Origin of the sequence: Asticcacaulis taihuensis, from assembly GCF_900100255.1 — a bacterium.
In the GTDB taxonomy this organism is placed as follows: Bacteria; Pseudomonadota; Alphaproteobacteria; order Caulobacterales; family Caulobacteraceae; genus Asticcacaulis; species Asticcacaulis taihuensis.
This window is the reverse complement of the sequence record NZ_FMTS01000002.1, coordinates 137,156-154,487: the sequence shown is the minus strand read 5'-3', so window position 1 is coordinate 154,487 and position 17,332 is coordinate 137,156. Positions and strand designations below refer to the sequence as shown.

At 61.7% G+C, this 17,332-nt stretch carries 19 protein-coding genes; 6 read left to right on the top strand and 13 right to left on the bottom strand.

All coding sequences use genetic code 11. The annotated features are described in order from the left end of the window. Positions 1–66 precede the first annotated feature (66 nt). Both BLO49_RS07480 and BLO49_RS07475 read right to left on the bottom strand, forming a co-directional pair. Positions 67–1,086, bottom strand: coding sequence for an SAM-dependent methyltransferase (locus BLO49_RS07480; protein WP_090646543.1), 1,020 nt, complete (start codon positions 1,084–1,086; stop codon positions 67–69). Further along, the gene (locus BLO49_RS07475; protein ID WP_090646540.1) at positions 1,083–1,877 is read right to left on the bottom strand and encodes a DUF1295 domain-containing protein; all 795 of its coding nucleotides are present in this window, start codon (positions 1,875–1,877) and stop codon (positions 1,083–1,085) included. The genes BLO49_RS07480 and BLO49_RS07475 overlap by 4 nt, the downstream gene beginning before the upstream one ends. A 135-nt stretch (positions 1,878–2,012) precedes the next feature. On the opposite strand from BLO49_RS07475, the gene BLO49_RS07470 reads away from it, so the two are divergent. Further along, on the top strand, positions 2,013–2,387 hold the full coding sequence (locus BLO49_RS07470; protein WP_090646537.1) for a DUF2147 domain-containing protein: 375 nt from the start codon (positions 2,013–2,015) through the stop codon (positions 2,385–2,387). Here BLO49_RS07470 and BLO49_RS07465 read toward each other — a convergent pair. From BLO49_RS07465 to BLO49_RS07435, 7 genes are all read right to left on the bottom strand, one after another. Next, positions 2,384–3,040: a glutathione S-transferase family protein gene (locus tag BLO49_RS07465; RefSeq protein ID WP_090646535.1), complete on the bottom strand. Its 657-nt coding sequence runs from the start codon at positions 3,038–3,040 to the stop codon at positions 2,384–2,386. The genes BLO49_RS07470 and BLO49_RS07465 overlap by 4 nt on opposite strands. 50 nt (positions 3,041–3,090) lie before the next feature. After that, the gene (locus BLO49_RS07460) at positions 3,091–3,273 is read right to left on the bottom strand and encodes a type II toxin-antitoxin system antitoxin (protein ID WP_090646532.1); all 183 of its coding nucleotides are present in this window, start codon (positions 3,271–3,273) and stop codon (positions 3,091–3,093) included. A 97-nt stretch (positions 3,274–3,370) separates the two neighbouring features. Beyond that, positions 3,371–4,240 (bottom strand): SPFH domain-containing protein, encoded by an 870-nt coding sequence (locus BLO49_RS07455; protein WP_090646529.1) that lies wholly within the window; start codon positions 4,238–4,240, stop codon positions 3,371–3,373. A gap of 12 nt (positions 4,241–4,252) precedes the next feature. Further along, complete coding sequence (locus tag BLO49_RS07450; RefSeq protein ID WP_139159642.1) at positions 4,253–4,450, bottom strand: hypothetical protein; 198 nt, start codon at positions 4,448–4,450, stop codon at positions 4,253–4,255. Positions 4,451–4,521: 71 nt separating this feature from the next. Further along, positions 4,522–6,528 carry an alpha/beta hydrolase family protein gene (locus tag BLO49_RS07445; protein ID WP_090646524.1) on the bottom strand — a complete coding sequence of 669 codons (2,007 nt, stop codon included), beginning with the start codon at positions 6,526–6,528 and terminating at the stop codon, positions 4,522–4,524. Between the two features lie 140 nt (positions 6,529–6,668). Continuing rightward, positions 6,669–7,817, bottom strand: a complete 1,149-nt coding sequence (locus tag BLO49_RS07440) for an FAD-dependent oxidoreductase (protein ID WP_090647328.1) — start codon at positions 7,815–7,817, stop codon at positions 6,669–6,671. 298 nt (positions 7,818–8,115) lie between these two features. After that, entirely contained in the window at positions 8,116–8,652 is a 537-nt protein-coding gene (locus BLO49_RS07435) for a hypothetical protein (RefSeq protein ID WP_090646522.1), read from the bottom strand. Between the two features lie 343 nt (positions 8,653–8,995). Here BLO49_RS07435 and BLO49_RS18390 point away from each other — a divergent pair, with 343 nt between their 5' ends. Further along, complete coding sequence (locus tag BLO49_RS18390; RefSeq protein WP_170828250.1) at positions 8,996–9,166, top strand: hypothetical protein; 171 nt, start codon at positions 8,996–8,998, stop codon at positions 9,164–9,166. After that, positions 9,166–9,399 carry a hypothetical protein gene (locus BLO49_RS07430; protein WP_090646519.1) on the top strand — a complete coding sequence of 78 codons (234 nt, stop codon included), beginning with the start codon at positions 9,166–9,168 and terminating at the stop codon, positions 9,397–9,399. Before BLO49_RS18390 ends, BLO49_RS07430 begins: the two co-directional genes overlap by 1 nt. A 378-nt stretch (positions 9,400–9,777) precedes the next feature. On the opposite strand, the gene BLO49_RS07425 is transcribed toward BLO49_RS07430, so the two are convergent. From BLO49_RS07425 to BLO49_RS07410, 4 genes are all read right to left on the bottom strand, one after another. After that, positions 9,778–10,875 (bottom strand): DUF2336 domain-containing protein, encoded by a 1,098-nt coding sequence (locus BLO49_RS07425; RefSeq protein ID WP_090646517.1) that lies wholly within the window; start codon positions 10,873–10,875, stop codon positions 9,778–9,780. Positions 10,876–10,942: 67 nt separating this feature from the next. Further along, a complete protein-coding gene (locus BLO49_RS07420; protein WP_139159641.1) occupies positions 10,943–11,938 on the bottom strand; it encodes a hypothetical protein in 996 nt (331 codons plus the stop codon). Between the two features lie 233 nt (positions 11,939–12,171). Further along, the gene (locus BLO49_RS07415; protein WP_090647325.1) at positions 12,172–14,013 is read right to left on the bottom strand and encodes an ABC-F family ATP-binding cassette domain-containing protein; all 1,842 of its coding nucleotides are present in this window, start codon (positions 14,011–14,013) and stop codon (positions 12,172–12,174) included. A 61-nt stretch (positions 14,014–14,074) separates the two neighbouring features. Continuing rightward, the gene (locus tag BLO49_RS07410; protein ID WP_090646512.1) at positions 14,075–14,701 is read right to left on the bottom strand and encodes a LuxR C-terminal-related transcriptional regulator; all 627 of its coding nucleotides are present in this window, start codon (positions 14,699–14,701) and stop codon (positions 14,075–14,077) included. A gap of 161 nt (positions 14,702–14,862) precedes the next feature. On the opposite strand from BLO49_RS07410, the gene BLO49_RS07405 reads away from it, so the two are divergent. The 3 genes from BLO49_RS07405 to BLO49_RS07395 all read left to right on the top strand — a co-directional run bounded on the left by BLO49_RS07405 (position 14,863) and on the right by BLO49_RS07395 (position 17,035). Then, entirely contained in the window at positions 14,863–15,357 is a 495-nt protein-coding gene (locus BLO49_RS07405) for a YcgN family cysteine cluster protein (protein WP_090646509.1), read from the top strand. A gap of 211 nt (positions 15,358–15,568) precedes the next feature. Next, positions 15,569–15,886, top strand: coding sequence for a hypothetical protein (locus BLO49_RS07400; RefSeq protein WP_090646506.1), 318 nt, complete (start codon positions 15,569–15,571; stop codon positions 15,884–15,886). A 93-nt stretch (positions 15,887–15,979) separates the two neighbouring features. Beyond that, positions 15,980–17,035 (top strand): LacI family DNA-binding transcriptional regulator, encoded by a 1,056-nt coding sequence (locus tag BLO49_RS07395; RefSeq protein ID WP_090646504.1) that lies wholly within the window; start codon positions 15,980–15,982, stop codon positions 17,033–17,035. Positions 17,036–17,332: the final 297 nt, after the last annotated feature.

Sequence of the window (17,332 nt, the reverse complement as noted above, 5' to 3'; positions counted from 1 at the left end):
GGTGGGGAGGTATGAGTGAGCTGATCTTGTACCATCCTCCGCCTTGCAGGGGAGAAGACGGAAAGTTTAAGTTACCGGCCGCAGCCGATAATGGCCGACGCCCCATTCCGAACCGCCGGCATGGCCCCACAGCCCGGCCGTGGCCAGGAAGAACAGCCGCCAGCGCCGGCGCCAGATATGAGCGTCCTTGCCATAGACGGATTTCAGTATCGGTTCGATCTGCGCCTGGTTGTCATCGAAATTCGCCAGCCAGTCCATGGCGGTGCGGCGATAATTTTCGCCCGACCAGCGCCATTCGACCTCGACCGTGAACAGGTCGGGGAAGCGATGCGGCAGATCCTGCGCCGGCATGATCCCGCCGGTGAAGAAGTATTTGCCGATCCAGTCATCGCTGTCCGTCTCATGATTGAAGCGGTAGGAATGCGCCTTCGAGGTGAAGACGTGCAGGAACAGGGCGCCGTTCGCTTTCAGCCAGGTACGGGCGCGGGCCAGCAGTTCGCGCCAGTTCGACATGTGCTCGAACATCTCGACGCTGACGATCCGGTCGAACATCAGGTGCGTGGTGAAATCGTTCATGTCGGCGGTGAGGACCGTCAGGTTGGTCAGTTTGCGCAGGATCGCCTGGCGTTCGATATAGTCGCGCTGGGAATGCGAATTGGATACCGAAATGATGCGGGCGTTCGGATAGGTTTCGGCCATGTAAAGCGACAGGGAGCCCCAGCCGCAGCCGAGTTCGAGGATGGTCTGGCCGTCCTTCAGGTCGGCGTGGCGGCAGGTCTCTTCCAGGGCCAGAACCTCGGCCTCGTCGAGCGTGGTGCCTTCCGACGGGTAGAGGCAGCAGGAATATTTGCGCCGCGCCCCCAGGATATAGCCGAAGAAACGGTCGGGGATTTCATAGTGCTGGGCATTGGCTGTCGCGGTATGGAGAGCGATCGGGTAATCGCTCATGGCGGCCACGAACGCCTCTTCCGGCAGGGCGGATTGTGCGATCTTTCGTTTGCTGCGCCCAACCAGGAAATCGATGGCGGCCAGGGTCACGGCGTTCGGCAGGGGGGCGCGTTCGGCAAGCGTGGTGGCGAGGTTCATGATCGGCTCTTTGGGGGTAAGGGAAAGAAGGCGGAGGTGCGGGCGGCGTAGTCATCGAATGCCTGGCCGCGGGTTTCGCGCATGTGCTTTTCGAGCGGCGGAATGCCGGAGACGTAAACGAGCAGGATATACATCTGGACCGGCGCCAGCAGGGCCAGCCAGCCGAACGGGCCGGAAAGCGCGATCACTGCCCAGCCGCACCAGCCCAGCCATTCGAAGAAATAGTTCGGATGACGCGACCAGCGCCACAGGCCGGTATCGGCCACCGCCTTTTTGTGCGTCTTGCCGAAGGCGCGGAGCTGAGCATCGGCCACGCCTTCGCCAATAAAGGCGACCAGCAATATGGCCATGCCGATCAGGTCGGTGACGGCCGGGAAAGGCGCCGGGTTGATGGCGGCGAAACGCACGGCCAGGACGAGGACAAAGGCGGCGATGGCTTGCGCCTGCAACATGCCGAAAAGATAGACCGGCCAGTCCTTTGGGTGATCAGCCTTTATGGCGGCGTAGCGCGGATCGTCCTCGCCTCCATGTGTCCGCGCGGCGATATGCAGACCCAGCCGCAGGGCCCAGACGGCAACCAGCAGGCCGACACAGAGGCGGCGCAGGTCATTGGCGCCTTCGGTCGGCAACAGGGCCGCCGCGACCCCGCCGGCGCCCACGGCGAAGGTCCACAGCGTGTCGATCCAGCCGCTCTTGCCGGTGACAAGCTGCACCACTGTGGCCGCCATCATGACGAGGCTGACACCGGCGGCGAGGCCGATCAGGACGATAATATTTGAAGACAGGAGCATAGGTATTTCCGTGTGACCTGTCAAAATTTACGGAGGGCGCGCGTCGCCGGTTCACCGGAGGCTGAAAAATCTCCGCCTGATCCGGTGCGCGGTTGCCGGCGTATGTATCTGTGGCTGGCTAAACCGGAGCGACACATGCGACTGATACTGATGATGGCCGGGCTCGCCCTGGCGGGCATAACCTCCTCGGCACAGGCGATGTCGCCACAGGGCGACTGGGCGCGCGGCGACGGCAAGGCGCGGGTGCGTATCGCGCCCTGCGGCGAGGATATCTGCGCCGTCAATACCTGGATCCGGCCGGGCACGAGGGATGAGAAAACAGGCGACCGGCTGGTCATGACGATCACCGATCAGGGCGACGGCAAATGGACGGGCAGGGCTTACGATCCGCAGCGAAAGCTGCACTACCGCCTGAAAATGCAGGTGGCGGAAAATACCATGACCACGACCGGCTGTGTGCTGGGCGGCCTGATCTGCAAGGGCGTCGACTGGAAACGGATCGAGGGTTAGACGGATTTTCCGGATGCGGCCTCGAAGTCCGCCTTTTGCGCCGCGTACGCCCGCTGGTAGGCGGGCCGGGCCTCGCCGCGCGCCACGTAGGCGGCGAGGCTGGGGAACTCATCCAGCAGGCCCGATGGCCGCAGCCTGAGCAGGACGGACACCATCATCAGGTCGCCCGCGCTGAAGGCGCCATCAAGCCACTCACCGTCGCCCAGACGAACGGACAGGGGCTTCAGTCGGTCGCGGATGCGATCCTGGACCAGGGGCAGACGTGCCTCGGCCCAGGGTTTGTCGCGTTCGATAATCCGGGCGGTCACCAGGTCAAGGATCGGCGGTTCCACCGTATTGGTTGCGGCGAACATCCAGGTGATGGCCCGTGCGCGGGCATTGGTATCCTGTGGCAGCAGGACGGAATGCTGTTCGGCGATATGGAGAACGATTGATCCGGTCTCGAACAGGACAAGGTCGCCGTCTTCATAGGTGGGTATCTGGCCGAAAGGGTGCCGCGCCAGATGCGTGGGCTGCTTCATGGCCTCGAAGGAGAGATGACGCACCTCATAGGGCTGGCCGGTTTCCTCCAGCGCCCAACGCACGCGCGTATCGCGGGCGAGACCTCGGCCACCATCGGGGGAGCGTTCAAAAGCGGTAATGACGGGCGGCATCGGCAGGCTCCGGATTGGTTTGTCGATTAAGGCGCGGCACGAGGATCAAGTCAATGACCGTCGTCGGCGCCGGGCGGTGTCAGACGGATGCCACGTGTCTTCAGGGCTTCGCGCAGCAACATTTCAAGCTGAGCATTTGTCGAGCGCAGTTCGGACGCGGCCAGGCGTTCGACTGCCGCCAGCACTTCCGGCGGCAGTCGCAAGGGGTAGGCTTTCTTGCCGGGCGAGGCCATTAGAGCACTTTCCGAAAAGTGTGACGCACTTTTCGGATTAAAAAGTGCGTCAAAGTAGAGGGCTAGAGGATAGATCCGATTAAATCGGATCTATCCTCTAGCCGTAAAGTGTGCCGGTATTGACCACCGGCTGGACTTCACGATCGGCGCACAGCACGACCAGCAGGTTTGACACCATCGACGCCTTGCGCTCCTCGTCGAGTTGGACGACGCCGCGCTGCGACAATTGCTCCAGGGCCATTTCGACCATGCCGACGGCGCCGGCGACGATCTTCTGGCGGGCGGCGATGACCGCCTCGGCCTGCTGGCGCTTGAGCATGGCGCCGGCGATTTCCGGCGCATAGGCCAGGTGCATCAGGTGGGCTTCATCGACCGCCACGCCGGCCACCGCCACGCGTGCCTGCAAATCCTCCTTCAGCCGGGCGCCAACGATATCGGCGTCATCGCGCAGGGTCGGCTGGCCGTCATCGGCGTGATCATAGGCATACTGGCGGGCGGTTTCGCGCAGGGCCGTCTCGATCTGGATATTGACGAAGGCGGCATAGTCATCGACATCGAACAAAGCCTGGGCGGAATCGGCGACATGCCAGACAATATTGGCGGCGATCTCGATCGGATTGCCGCGCTGGTCATTGACCTTCAGGGCCTCGCTGGTGACATTGCGGACCCGTAAGGACACCTTACGGCGTCCATACCAGAAGGGCACCCAGCGCAGGCCGGTATTGCGGTCGCTGCCCTTGTAATTGCCAAAGACGGTCAGCGCCACGGTCTGGTTGGGCTGGACGGTATAGAAGCCCATCAGCAGGAAGAGCGCCGTCAGGGCCGGCGGTATGGCCCACAGCGGCATCCGCATGACGGGGGCGATGATGGTCGCCGCCACTAGCGCCAGGAAGACCAGCAGCATGACGCCGCCATTGCCGCTTTCGCCGGCGCGTTCGCGGGTACTGTTTATCGGTTGTTCGTTCATGTTCGCTCTCCCCTAAATATCAATTTCTTTAGTGACAAATCCCTTGCCGAGCACCTTCGGCCGGACGCTGAGGATCCGGTGCATCTTCTGTTTGCGCAGAAGGAAGTTTTCGACAATCGCGCCGTTGGTGGCGTCGTGCGAAGAACTGTAGTTCAGAATTTCCCAACCCTGTGCCACCAGTTCGCTCAGGGGCCTGCTGTCATCGGTCATCTTGCCCTCCATAGTTATATCAAAGTGATATCACTTTTGGAGTGAAAGGTCCATCCCTTTCGCTTAGGGGCTTATGCCGGCGGATTATGCTTCAGCAGGAAGCCCATCATGGCTTCGAGGGTCTGGACGCGTGATGGCTCGCGTGACAGCCAGTGGTCTTCGTGGTCGGCCGCCACCAGTTCCACATCCTTGCCGGCGCGCTTCAGGGCGTCGTAAATCTGCTGGCTCTGATCGAACGGCACGACCACATCGTCCTTGCCGTGGATCAGCATCACCGGCGCCGTGATATCGGCCACATGGTTGATTGGCGAAATTTCCGCCAGCCGGCTGTCATCGCCCATGAACCGCTTCCAGTACAACATGCTGTAGCTGTCACCATCGAAACCTACGCGCTCACGGCGATAATCCAGGAAGGTCTTGAGGTTCGAAAGGCCGGAGATCGACACGGCGCAGTTATAGATGCCCTTTTGCAGGGACACCCCGGCCAGGGCCGCATAGCCGCCATAGGAACCGCCGGCAATGGCGACCCGCTTCGGATCGATCATGCCTTCCTTTGCCAGATGTGCCACGCCATCGGACAGGTCGGTCTGCATCTTGCGGCCGAATTCGCCGTAGCCCTTCGCGGTGTAATCCTTGCCATAGCCGGATGAGCCGCGATAATTGGGCTGGAGCACGACATAGCCGCGCGAGGCGATGGCCTGGGATATCCAGTCGAATTCCCCGGCGTCAAAGGCTTCCGGACCGCCGTGCGGCAGGACGACGAGCGGGCAGTTTTTCGCCTCGCGGTGCGGCGGCAGGGTGACCCAGGCGGGGATATCCAGGCCGTCGGCGGCCTTGTACTGGATATAGGCTTTCTGCGCCACCCAGTCGCCCGGCAGGTCGGGATAGGCGGAGCCGATCTCCTTGTAGTCGCCGGTGGTGAAATCGAAGAAGTAATAGGTGCCGGCATCGCCCGCGCCCTCGGTAAAAACCAGCACCTTGCGCGGGTCCTCGGCAAAGGCGAGCATCTGGTTGAGCTGTCCGGGCAGGGCGTCAGTGATCAGGGCCGGCAGGCGTTTCATCACCGGGTCGTAGAAGGTCCAGGTTTCCGCCGAGCCGCTGTTGCCGAAGCCGGCCAGCAGATAGGTCTGCGGATGGTAGATCGGGTAATTGTCGCTGCGCTTAAGCTCCAGTGGCGAGCGGTTGCCGCTGAAGTCGTATTCGAAGAAGCGGCCGGTGTCTTCGCCGCTGTTGAATTTGATCAGGACCGACTGGGCATTGCGGCCCAGGCCCCATAGGCCCGGCATGTCATATTTGGCGTCGACATTGAGCAGGGTCTGCCAGCCCTTGTCCCCTTTCACGCTGACGGTCCATTTCTTGGTGTCGTCATCATAAACGCTCTTGGCGGCGACCGTGCCGTCGGCGCGAACGATCCAGTCCTGCACCGGGCGTGAATCGACATCGAGCTTGAAGCCGCGGCCGGTGGTGGTGCCGAAGGCGTAGAGGCAGCGATCAATGGTCTCCGTGGCCGTGCTGCCGCCATCCGCCGTACCTATGCCCTCCGGGCGCTTGAAACCGGAGGCGGTGATGCGATAGCCGTCTTCCGCCTTGATCCGGTAAAAGTCCCCGGTGACAATGGAGGTGGGAACGCCGGTTACGTTGGCATAGAGCTGGATGCGTTTGCCGGCGGGCACGTCCAGCACCAGGCCATAGGACTGCTCATACTTGCTACCGTAATAGATCTCTGTATTCGAGGTGACGATCAGGACGTGGCTGTTATCCGCCCACATGACTTCCCGCAGCTTGTCGCCGGCGATCGCGGCGGCGGCGGCCTTGCCGGTGCTCAGATCGTAATCGAAAACAATACGTTCGCCGTTCTTTTCCATGATCATGGCGATGCGTTTGGCGTCGGGTGACAGGGCCACCTTTTCGACCGCGGGCAGCTTGCCATAGACGTTAAGCGGCGGTGGTGCGGCGGTAGTGGCGGCCGTTTGGGTGCCGGTTTTTTGGGCCAGGGCCCGGTTCCACAGGCTGAGCGTGGAAACGCCGCCCAGGGCCGCAACAAAAAAACGACGCGAAATCTGGCTGTGTGACGCCATGTGGATCCCCCCGGAAGATGTCCTGCTCGATCTGTGCGGCAGCTTATGCACACAAAGGTATGTTATTCCGTACCCCGATGCAATCCATGAGGGTGCTCATTGACCGGATTATATTGCCATGTGGCAGTGGAAATAGCCCGCTACGCCCGGTAAACCGTCTTCAGTTTTTCGAGTGTCGCTTGTGCCGCCACAGGATCGGCGGTCTCATTGGCGTCGTTCCAGCCGAAGGCTTCGTCGGGGCCGAAGTCCTGCACCACTATGCCGTCGCGGCGGGCCAGAACGCCGATGCCGTGAGAATAGAAGCCGTAATGGACGCCTTCCTGCGGCGTCAGCCAGACAATCTGGCCGCGCACGGGGATGACGCTTTCATCGCGCCACAGGGCGCGGGCGCCATAGCCGGTGCAGTTGATGACGACCTTTTCCTTCAGTCTGGAGAGGTCGGACGGTTCATGAAATTCCATATGTTCAAACCGGCCGCCGGCCAGCAGGAAGTCGGCCTCAAGCTGGCGACCGTAGTCGGCGATATTGAAGGACAGATTGGCGGCGCGGCGCACTTGAGCGGCGGCAAAGGGTGTGGTTTCGGGCGCTACCGGACCTGAATGCGGCATAAGGCCCTGAAGGCGATCGTTCAGAGAGGCAAAACCAGGGTCAAAAGCTTCCGGGGCTTCAGGGGCGGTTGGCAGGGACTCAGGTTCCGGATCGCGCAGGATGTAATAATCGATCCATTCCACCGGATTGCCGGCGCTGCCGACATAGCTTTCGTGCAGGGCGACCGAGGTGCGCGCCATGCGTTCCCAGCGGACGGGGAAATCAGCCGGCATGGCCGTGGTTTGCGCGACGCGCGAATCCGGCGACCAGATACCGGTGGCGCGCGCCGAGCGGACAAACGGAAAGCGTTCCTTTGCATAGATGGTGACCTCGGCGCCGGCGCGCTGGGCGGTGATGGCGGCGGTCAGGCCAAGCGCCCCGGCGCCGATCACCGCCAGTTTTCGCGGCGATGACTGCATGGCCAGCCAGACGGCTTCTGCGGCCGAGCCCCAGGAGAGCGACCAGCCGCTGCCGCCATGACCGTAATTATGGATGACCTGTTTGCGCCCGACGCTTTCGCTTTCGATGCGCGGACCTTTGGCGCGGAAAGGGCGCAGGCAGACCGTGGTGCGGAACACCTGGGCCGGATCGGTGCGGATGGGGATAAGCGGCGGCTCGGCGGCCAGGGCCATTCGAGGTGTGGTTAAAGGGGCCAGCAGAGCGGTGGCCAGGCCGGTGCGAATAAGCGTGCGTCTGTCCATGGCGTCCCCCATCTGTAAGTGCCGGCACCCTATATGACGGTATCATGCGCGGACAAGCCAAATGACTATAGGACAGGGAGCGGTCACAAAAAAATGACAGGCTACATGGTTATGGTGTGGGTCGAAGCAAGAAACCCCACCACCACGCCGTGAAGAATGGCGCGGTCCCCCTCCCCGACAAGCGGGGAGGAACTAATAAGGAGGGACCGCACGAAGGCGTGTAGCGCCTGAGATGTGGTGGTGGGGCTTCTTATGCGCACTCGATGCAAAGCTTCAGTTTAAAAGTATCTGACTCTTGTTAGTGGCGGTTGCCGACGAAGCGGCCGTTGTCGTCGCGTTCGCGGCTGGTGGCACCACGACCGCGCATATCATCATCGTCGTCATAATCGCGGCCACGGCTTTGCGAGCCACCGTGGCTCATACTGCCGGCGCGGGCATGGCCTTCCGGATCGCCGTGCCAGCCGCGGCCTTGTCCCGATGTAGCCCCGTAAGAGCGGTCATCGTCACGATTTTGCGAGCCGCGCCCACCACGGGTGAAGCGGCCTTCTTCATCACGGTTGCGGTTGGCCTGACCATGGCGGCCTTGCTGGTGAGCGTGCCAGCCGCGGGCATGGCCATAGGCGTGCCAGTCCTCAAAGTCGCGGTCCTCGTCCTGGGAGCGGTCGCGGCCACTGGTGAAGCGGCCGTTTTCATCGCGGTCGCGGCCCTGGGTGCGGTAATCGTCGTCGTCATCGTCATAGCGCGAGGATGAGCGACCAGGATTGCTGGTGAAGCGACCCTCTTCGTCGCGTTCGCGGGATTGGGAATTGCGTTGGTCATCATTGTTTCTGGGCATGGTATCTCCTTTTCCCGCAGGGGCTGCGGGATGGCATTAGGGTGTGTGTGATTGATGCCGTGCCCAGTATCGCCGGGCACGGCGCAGACCCTACGCTCCGGTCCGTAAGATTGTCATCCATATGGCCGGTAACCGTGGTAAAGAGATTGTAAGCCTTATCGCTATGGCAAATAGACAGGAAGTATTCGCTTTTCGGATGTCTGGTGAAAAGCGGATATGTTTTACGGACAAGGGATTTTTCCTGTATTTATGAAATTTTGATTTAGCTGCCGGTTTGTGGTCTGCGGATTTTACGGTGTGAGTGCTAGGTTGCGCTGTCCGATATCTATCCGGGAGCATCACCATGACCCTGACTGCAACCCATATTCAGGACGATCCGCCGCCGCCCGTGTCCGATCCGGCCCCCGATGTGCCCGACATATCGCCAGTCCCCAAAGGCGAGGAGCCTATACCCGTGCCGGAACCCCTGCCGCCGCCGGACGCCTGGGGGCCGCGTGGTCTGGAGGCGGTATGATGGAAAAGGCATCTGACGGCGGCAAGCCATATCTGGCCTGGAACCTTTCGGCCGGCCACGACCTGCGCGAAGATGAACGCGAACTGGTCCAGGCCCTGGGCACGGCAGTGGTCATGCGCTGGTTCGACCTGCCGCGTGATATCCAGAAACGCCTGTTCGAGGCGGCGGTTTCCGGGCCGCAGATCTTGCGTGAACCGCTGGCGAAGTTCCTGCACGCAAATGCAGAGGGGTGAGCGAAAAAAATGACAGCGCTGTCATTTTTTTCTTGCGGTAGCGCTAACAGCCTGCTATAAGAAGGGCCTAGACCTTGTTCGAGGTCTTTGCCCTTCCTGGGCGTTTCCTCCCTGTAAACTGGCCGCGCTGTTTAGCGCGGCTTTTTTTTGCCTGGAGGCGGGGGGAAGGAAGCAAGCAAGAAGCCCCACCACCGCATCTAGCGCTTCGCGCGTCGTGCGGTCCCCCTCCCCAGTAAACTGGGGAGGTATAAGGATGGATTTCCAAAAGGCGATGACTAATCGCATTTTTGGCAAGCGCGACTGCGCGCCGAGGGGGGCGCCTAGCCCTGATGCGAGGTATCTTCTTAAGAAAAAAGCTTAATCGGGACAAAGGCCCGATTAAGCGGCGTGGCCTTCGGCGCGCCTGAGGCGCCAGAAGCGGATGGTGCGAAGCGCCGTGTCGCGCGGCAGGTCGGTATAGAGCCGGCCGTATTCGCTGGCCTTGCCCATGGCGTTTTCCTGGTCGGACAGCATGATCATGGCGTAGGTCAGGAAGAGCGCCTTGTCGAGATCGGCGGCCTTGCAGGCGATGGCGAGCGCGTCGATTTCCTTTTTCTCGACCAGGTGGCGGGCGGTCAGGAAATCGATATCGGCCATCTGCGCCAGGGCGCAGAGGAAATAGGTCGGGTTCGGATCGCGCATGTACTTGGCGAGCAGGGTTGGGGTCAGGCGCGAATTGCGGCGTAAGGATTCGACCTCGGCGAAGATCTTCTCATAGTCGTCCGGGAAGCTGCCATAGGCCACGGCCACCTTGTCGCGGCCCTTTGACAGGGCCTGTTCGAGCACGGCGGGGTCGAGCTTTTCGTTTTCGCGCATGATGCGTTCGCGCAGGCGGGCCTCGACGACAAAATACATGTCGTTCATCAGGTCGACCGGCATGTCGGCGCGGTTGACCACGACTTCGTGCAGGGCCGGATTGGCCTGGGCGCGCTGAATGACCTGCTCGTTGGTGGCGCGAGACAGGCGGGCGCCGTCATTGCTGAGGAGGGTGTGCAGGGTGGTGTCGTCGCCGCGGTTGACGATGACGCCGGAGACGCTTTCCGGCACCGTGTCGCGCCTGGAAACGGCGCGCAGGTGATCCTGCCCCTGCGTCGAGACGATGTGCATCAGATCGGTTTCGCTGAGCGCCTGCGAGCGGGTCAGGATCGGTTCGGCGACGGCGATGTCATCGGAGGCCAGACGGCGCAGCAGGCCGAGCGGGGCGTTGCGGGTTTGGGAAATGGTGGTGGAGATTTCGGCGCGGACCAGGGTTTCCATATCGGCGGTGAGCTGGCTCATCACCGAGTCATAGAGTTCCATTTCCGGTCCGCTGATCTCTTCCGGATTGGTCATGAAGATACCGGTCACCTGGCGCAGCAGTTCGCGGCGCTTGGTGCTCGAGGGCTCCTGGGCCAGTTCGATCAGGTCGGTCAGGGCTGAGGTCGGGACGCGGGACATTCTGTTTCCTTGAGGGCCATTCTGGCTGAGAAGGTTTTGGCTGGCGGGAAGGTTTAGAGAGTATCGATCAGTTCTTATCGGTGTCGGATTTTTTGCCGGTATCGCTGCCAGTACGATCATTGGCCTTATCGTCATCGTTCGGATCGCCGCCTTCTTCCGGCGAAACGGTCAGCAGCGCGCCGGTGGCGTCGGGTGTGACGGTGATCGGATCGGGGCGCATCCCGTACTGGCGATGCAGGCTGTAAAGGCGTGGTTCGTCGGCCGGTGTGGTGTAGTGCTCGCCGGGAATGAAGACGTGGTCGGTTTCCTGCGAGGCCAGGGAGACATCGGGTTCCGGTGCGGTGGCGGTCTGTTTGGCCTCTGGCTTGCCGGTTTTGGGCGCTTCGGCAGTTGGCAGTTGGGCGGCGCGGGCTGCGGCGATGCGGGCGGCGTATTTGCTTGTCGCGGGCACTTCGTAGGCGCCGTCGGTGCTGAGGGCTGAGGCGACGGCGGCCGAGGGCGGCGCGGTTTCGGTGCGCGCAGGCGTTGGCGCTGACGCCACAGCGGGCGCGGACTTGCGGGCAGCTTGAGGCGGTGAGGGCTGTGCGGCGACCGGCGCTTCGGGCGTCAGGTCGGGATCGTCGGCCAGGCCGGGGTCTTCGCGTTCGGGCCCAGGGGCGGGTAAGGGCACCACAGCCACCGGCTTCGGCGCGGTCATTGGCACGGGCTGGGACACCGAAACTGGCGCCGGATTGCGTATGGAGGCGGTCGGCACCGGGGCGAAATCCGGCTGCGGCGGCGGGGAGACCGAAGCCACGGCCGGCGCCTGTTTGGCGGGCCAGCGTAAGGATTTGGCACAAGGATCGCCGACCTGGCCATAGGGCGAGGGCGGAACGGGATAGGCGCCGGTGGCGGTCTGGACCTGCTCGGTCTGCGGTGGCGCCTGCGTAACCGGCTGAGCCTTGGCGTTCCAGTTGAGATAGGGGCCGGACGAACTGGCGAGCGCCGTGCAAGGCACCGCAATCACCGTCAGAAGAGCGGCGGCGGGCAGCAGAGAACAGGCGCGGCGGGCAGGCTTGGTCATGGCTTGCTTGATGACTTTCACGCGGTACGTCAGGTTGTAACCCTGAAAGCTTAAGCCAGTGAGTTTAATTAAGACCTAATAGGCGGGGATTTTTGGTTGTGACTGCGGGAAGTGGATAAGACGGGAGGAGTAAGAAACCCCACCACCCCTTCGCTTCGCTCGCGGTCCCATAGCTGGCGAAAGCTACACTTTCGCTTGCGCTAAACCCCGACAAGTCGGGGAGGTACAAAAGATCAGCCGGCGAGGGCGGCGCGTTTCTCTTCCAGTTCCAGCCACTCCATTTCACCGTTTTCCAGTGAGGTGCGGGTGTGGGTCAGTTGCCGGGTGGTCTGCTCGAACGCCTTGGGCGCCCTGGTATAGAGGTTCGGATCGCTGAGAATTTCTTCCAGCTTTTCGATCTCGGCTTGCCATTCAGGCATCAGGCGTTCCAGGTCTTCCAGGCGCTTCTGGTCCTTGTAGGAGAGCTTGGCGGCCGGCTTCTTGCTGAGCGTGGCCACTTCCACCGGCTTTTCAAAGAGCACGGATGGCGCTTCGCCCTTGATCTTGATCGATTCCATGCGCGAAATCGCCGAGAAGAAGTCCGGGTTCTGGCGGATGAAGTCCTGCCAGCCACCGGGCGTTTCGGCGGCCGCGCCCTTGCCGTTCAGGGCCAGGGTGGAAGTGGCCAGGCGGTCGATAAAGTCACGGTCGTGCGAGACCAGGATCAGCGTGCCGTCGTAATCGGCCAGCATGTCTTCGAGCAGGTCGAGCGTGTCCATGTCGAGGTCGTTGGTCGGCTCATCCAGCACCAGCAGGTTGGTGGCCTTGGCCAGGGCGCGGGCCAGTTGCAGGCGGTTGCGCTCGCCGCCGGAGAGCGACTTCACCGGCTGGCGCAACTGGTTTTCGCGGAAGAGGAAATCCTTGGCATAGGCGGCGACATGGCGCGGCGTGCCCTGGACCATGATCTGGTCGGAGCCGGAATTGGCCAGCACGTCCCACAGGGTTTCCTCGCCCTTCAGCGCGTCGCGGCCCTGGTCGAGATAGGCGACTTCGAGATTGGTGCCGAGCTTGATCTCGCCCGAATCCGCCGGGATCTGGCCGAGCAGCAGCTTGACCAGGGTCGACTTGCCGGCGCCATTGGGACCGACGATCGCCAGGCGATCGCCGCGCATGATGCGGGTCGAGAAGTTCTTCAGCAGGGTGCGTTCGCCGAACGCCTTGCTGACGCCCTTCAGTTCGGCTACAAGCTTGCCGGAAGTGCCGCCGGAATCGATGCTCATTTCGAGCGTTTTCGAGCGCTGCATCAGGCGGGCGGTGGCGTCGGCGCGCATGGCGGCCAGGCGGGCGGCGCGGCCTTCGTTGCGCGTGCGGCGGGCAGTGATCGAGGAGTAGAAGGTTTTCGTTTCGCGCTCGATCGCCTTTTGCAGGCGCGACAGCGATTCCTCGGCGTCTTTCATCACCTGTTCCGACCACGGCTCGAAGCCGGCATAGCCCTGATCCAGCTTCATGACTTTTCTATCGTAGAGCCAGAAACAGCGCTGGGTGGTGCGCTCCAGGAAGGTCCGGTCGTGGGAGACGATCAGGGCGGCGCCGCGGAAAGACCGCAGACGGTCTTCGAGGGTTTCGATAGCGAAGATATCGAGGTGGTTGGTCGGTTCGTCGAGGAACAGCAGATCGGGCTCTTCGGCAAACGCCTTGGCGAGCGCGGCGCGGCGCTTTTCCCCGCCGGACATGGAGGTGGTCGGTGCATTCGGATCGATCTCGAAGGCATAGAGTTCGGCCTCGGCAGTATAATGCTCGGCGCCGCCGGAACAGGCCCAGTCGAGGATGGTCTCGCCCTTGGGCTCCGGCTCCTGAAGCACGAAAGCGTAACGGATGCCGTTGCTGACGATGCGCTCGCCGGAATCAGCCTCGATCAGGCCGGACATCAGGCGCATCAGGGTCGATTTGCCGGCGCCGTTCTTGCCGACGAGACAGGCGCGCACGCCGCGCTCCAGCGCGATATCGACGCCGTCGAACAGCGGGTTCATGCCGTCCATCAGGCGGACGTCTTTCAGGGCGAGCAGCGGCGCCTTAGGGGAGGGGTTTTTGGCCATAGGCGCCATGTAGGATGCCGGCGGCTATTTTACAAAGGGTTTTTGGCGCCTGGTGTGAGAACTATGCTTTCGGCGCCACCTGTTCCATCAGCGCCAGGGGGCGGCCGTCGTTGTCATTGAAGAAGGTCATCCATTCCTCGGTGCCGTTTTCGTGGCGGTGGATCATGTGCGGCGCATTGATGAAGACCACGCCGCGCGCTTCCATCTGGCGTTTCGCTTCATGAATATCGCTGACGGAAATATAGAGGATCGATTCGCCTTCAGCCTTTGAGGGCGACAGGAACAGGCGCGTGCCACCGCAATCGAAGAAAGCCATGTCACCGAAGGAATAGAGGTGCGTCAGGCCCAGCACCTCGCCATACCATTTTCGTGCCTCATCGATATTGTGCACGCCGCGGGCAACCTGGCCTATAGGTCCGAACGTCATCTGTTTTCCCTTTTTCTTTCGGTCGTGAACGGGGCTGCGTAGCGCTACGCCCGACCACTGGCGCAACTGGGCCCGTCGTGTCAGGCCCAGCTTGGACAGGGCATTACTGACGTGATACTTGACCGCATCCAGGCTGACATTGCGTCGGCTGGCGATCTGGCGGTTGGTCAGGCCGTGGCGGACCGCTTCAGCGATCTGCCATTCCGCAGGTGTGAGTATATCGGGATCGGCGGGACGGCCGCGGGGCTTCGGATCGGTCATGGCCTGAACCTATCATGTGCGCGGCGGATTTTCCCTACCCGTTTCAGTCAAAGTGAGGACATGCGACTTTGCATTGCGAGGCAACAACCATCCATATTGCCGTTTTGAAAATTAAAGGAAGCCTATCGCCTTTGCCGGGCGGGGGGATTATAAGCCCGCGCATGACCGATAGTGCCGTACGAGCTCCCTTCTGGGAAACCAAGACCCTTGAGCAGATGAATCCGCAGGAATGGGAATCCCTGTGCGATGGTTGCGGGCTGTGCTGCCTGGTGCGGTTTGAGGACGAGGAGACGCTGGAGGTCATTCCGACGCGCGTGCATTGCAAGCTGTTCGATCCGGAGAAGTGCGCCTGCTCAGATTATGCCAACCGCAAGAAGCACGTTCCGGACTGCATCAAGCTGACGCCGCGCAATATAGAGGCTCTGGAATGGATGCCGATGAGTTGCGCCTATCGCCGGCTGCATGAGGGCAAGACACTGCCGGCCTGGCATCATCTGATCACCGGCGACCGCGAGACGGTGCATCGCTCAGGTGTTTCGATCCGGGGGCAGACGATTTCGGAACTGGCGCTTGGTGATCCGGAAGAGGCGCTGGATTTTGCCGCCTGGGACTTAAGCGAGGACCGCTCTGAATGGCCGGCCGAGGATATCGATTAAGGGCTGGTGAGGCTGGATTTGGCCACGCTCTCCTGTTTTTACCCCTCCACCCCTTCGGGGTCCCCCTCCCCTCCAAGAGGGGAGGATTAAGAAAGCTGGCATCATTCCCTTTCCCATTTACCATATCCTTGCGAAGCGGGCGGGCTTTCGTCTTTCCGGTTTAGGATTTTGAGCGCAGGTTTTGCGGAGGAAAATCTTCAGGGAGACGGTCATGAAACGCGCAATTGTTCTTTCGGCGGCTCTGGCCGCTGTGATGGGGCTCAGCGGCTGTACCGGCTATTATGGCGGTGCCGGGGTCGGCTACGCCTACAACGACTACGACGATCTCTATTACGACAACTATTACGGACCGGTGCGGGACGGCTACTGGAGCAACGACGGCTGGTATTATTACCGCGACCATACAACCCGCCAATACCGCCGCGATGACGGTCGGCATTTCCGGCGCGATGCGGCGGACGGCTATCATTCGGCGCGGATGCACCGCGGACGCGATCATGACCGGGATCACGACCGCAATCATTATTGAGAGCGCTTTCAATGGGTGAGCGATAGGGGCTTGTGTCCTGCGGCAACAGGCCGCATAAAGCGGATATGACTGTTTGGCGAATGAGACACACTATTGCGTGGCGGTAAACCGACGATTGACGATGTAGCGGCGCTTTCGGGCGTGGCGCGGGCCACGGTTTCGCGTGTGCTGAACGGCGGACCGAATGTGCGCGAGGAGGTTCGCCAGCGCGTGCTCAAGGCTGTCGACAAGCTGCAATATAAGGTCAATATGCAGGCGCGCTTCCTGGCCGGTGGCAAGACGCAGGTGCTGGGCCTGGTCTATGCTTCGGACCTCGATAGCGAGCCCAACTCCTTCTATCATTCCGGCCTGGAACTGGGCGCGCTGCGGGGTTGCGCCGAGGCCGGTTTCCAGTTGCTGATGCACACGGTCAACCAGCATTCGCTTGGCAAGACGGCGAAGATCATCGAACTGGTCGATTCGAGGCGCTGCGACGGGCTGATCCTGACGCCGCCCTTTTCCGATGACTGCGACCTGCTGCGCGAACTGGAGGCGCGCAACTGTCCAGTGGTGTGTATCTCGCCGGGGCTGGCGGCACAGAAGGTGGCCTCGGGCGTGGGCATAGATGACGAGGTGGCGGGCTATGAAATGACCCGCTACATGCTGTCGCTCGGCCATAAAAAATTCGGCTTTATCAAGGGTCTGGAAGGGCACCTTTCGGCCGAGGAGCGTTATTCCGGTTTCCGCCGTGCGATTGCCGAGGCGGGGATAGGTGAGGCGGACGTGACCGTGATGCGCGGCAATTTCACCTTCCGTTCGGGCGTGGACCTGACGGCGGCGATTTTGGGTAATGGCCACAGACCCAGCGCTTTGATCTGCGCCAATGACGACATGGCCGTGGGGGCCCTGTTTTCGGCGCACAAGGTGGGGTTGAATATCCCGCAGGATCTCTCCATTGTTGGATTCGACGACACGCCGGTGTCGGAAATCATCTGGCCGCCGCTGACCACGGTGAACCAGCCGCTCAAGACCATTGGCTACCGCGCCGTGGAAATGATTGTCGAGCGTATCAAGGCCGGCAAGACGGCGAGTGGGCCGTTGCCGGTGCGGTTTGATGTGGTGCCGCACAAGGTGGTCATGCGCGAGAGTGCCAGCCCGCCGCAGGGGTAGATAAGGCCCCCATCCAAGTAAGTAAGAAACCCCACCACCCCGCCCTTCGGGCGCGGTCCCCTCCCTAGTAAACTGGGGAGGTATAAGCTGTTTATGGGAGCGCTCCCATAAATGGTTTTACCTTAAACCTTGTGTCATATTGAACACATTTTGTCTCTGATCGGCTCAAATATGGCTGAAAACGGGCTTGTGCGTGGTGCCGCGCTTGACAGAGGCGTATCCTGAGGCGCAGGAATTGAGAGCGCTTCCAATGACGGGATCAACCCGTCGGTGACGGCACCCAAAGAGCGCATAGCA

Coding starts and splice junctions, on each gene's coding strand:
- BLO49_RS07420 (WP_139159641.1), bottom strand. CDS start 11,938: ATGACCAAGCCTGCCCGCCGCGCCTGTTCTCTGCTGCCCGCCGCCGCT.
- BLO49_RS07465 (WP_090646535.1), bottom strand. CDS start 3,040: ATGCCGCCCGTCATTACCGCTTTTGAACGCTCCCCCGATGGTGGCCGA.
- BLO49_RS07415 (WP_090647325.1), bottom strand. CDS start 14,013: ATGGCCAAAAACCCCTCCCCTAAGGCGCCGCTGCTCGCCCTGAAAGAC.
- BLO49_RS07400 (WP_090646506.1), top strand. CDS start 15,569: ATGAAACGCGCAATTGTTCTTTCGGCGGCTCTGGCCGCTGTGATGGGG.
- BLO49_RS07440 (WP_090647328.1), bottom strand. CDS start 7,817: ATGGACAGACGCACGCTTATTCGCACCGGCCTGGCCACCGCTCTGCTG.
- BLO49_RS07410 (WP_090646512.1), bottom strand. CDS start 14,701: ATGACCGATCCGAAGCCCCGCGGCCGTCCCGCCGATCCCGATATACTC.
- BLO49_RS07450 (WP_139159642.1), bottom strand. CDS start 4,450: ATGACCGATGACAGCAGGCCCCTGAGCGAACTGGTGGCACAGGGTTGG.
- BLO49_RS07430 (WP_090646519.1), top strand. CDS start 9,166: ATGGAAAAGGCATCTGACGGCGGCAAGCCATATCTGGCCTGGAACCTT.
- BLO49_RS07445 (WP_090646524.1), bottom strand. CDS start 6,528: ATGGCGTCACACAGCCAGATTTCGCGTCGTTTTTTTGTTGCGGCCCTG.
- BLO49_RS07475 (WP_090646540.1), bottom strand. CDS start 1,877: ATGCTCCTGTCTTCAAATATTATCGTCCTGATCGGCCTCGCCGCCGGT.
- BLO49_RS18390 (WP_170828250.1), top strand. CDS start 8,996: ATGACCCTGACTGCAACCCATATTCAGGACGATCCGCCGCCGCCCGTG.
- BLO49_RS07405 (WP_090646509.1), top strand. CDS start 14,863: ATGACCGATAGTGCCGTACGAGCTCCCTTCTGGGAAACCAAGACCCTT.
- BLO49_RS07480 (WP_090646543.1), bottom strand. CDS start 1,086: ATGAACCTCGCCACCACGCTTGCCGAACGCGCCCCCCTGCCGAACGCC.
- BLO49_RS07460 (WP_090646532.1), bottom strand. CDS start 3,273: ATGGCCTCGCCCGGCAAGAAAGCCTACCCCTTGCGACTGCCGCCGGAA.
- BLO49_RS07455 (WP_090646529.1), bottom strand. CDS start 4,240: ATGAACGAACAACCGATAAACAGTACCCGCGAACGCGCCGGCGAAAGC.
- BLO49_RS07470 (WP_090646537.1), top strand. CDS start 2,013: ATGCGACTGATACTGATGATGGCCGGGCTCGCCCTGGCGGGCATAACC.
- BLO49_RS07435 (WP_090646522.1), bottom strand. CDS start 8,652: ATGCCCAGAAACAATGATGACCAACGCAATTCCCAATCCCGCGAACGC.
- BLO49_RS07425 (WP_090646517.1), bottom strand. CDS start 10,875: ATGTCCCGCGTCCCGACCTCAGCCCTGACCGACCTGATCGAACTGGCC.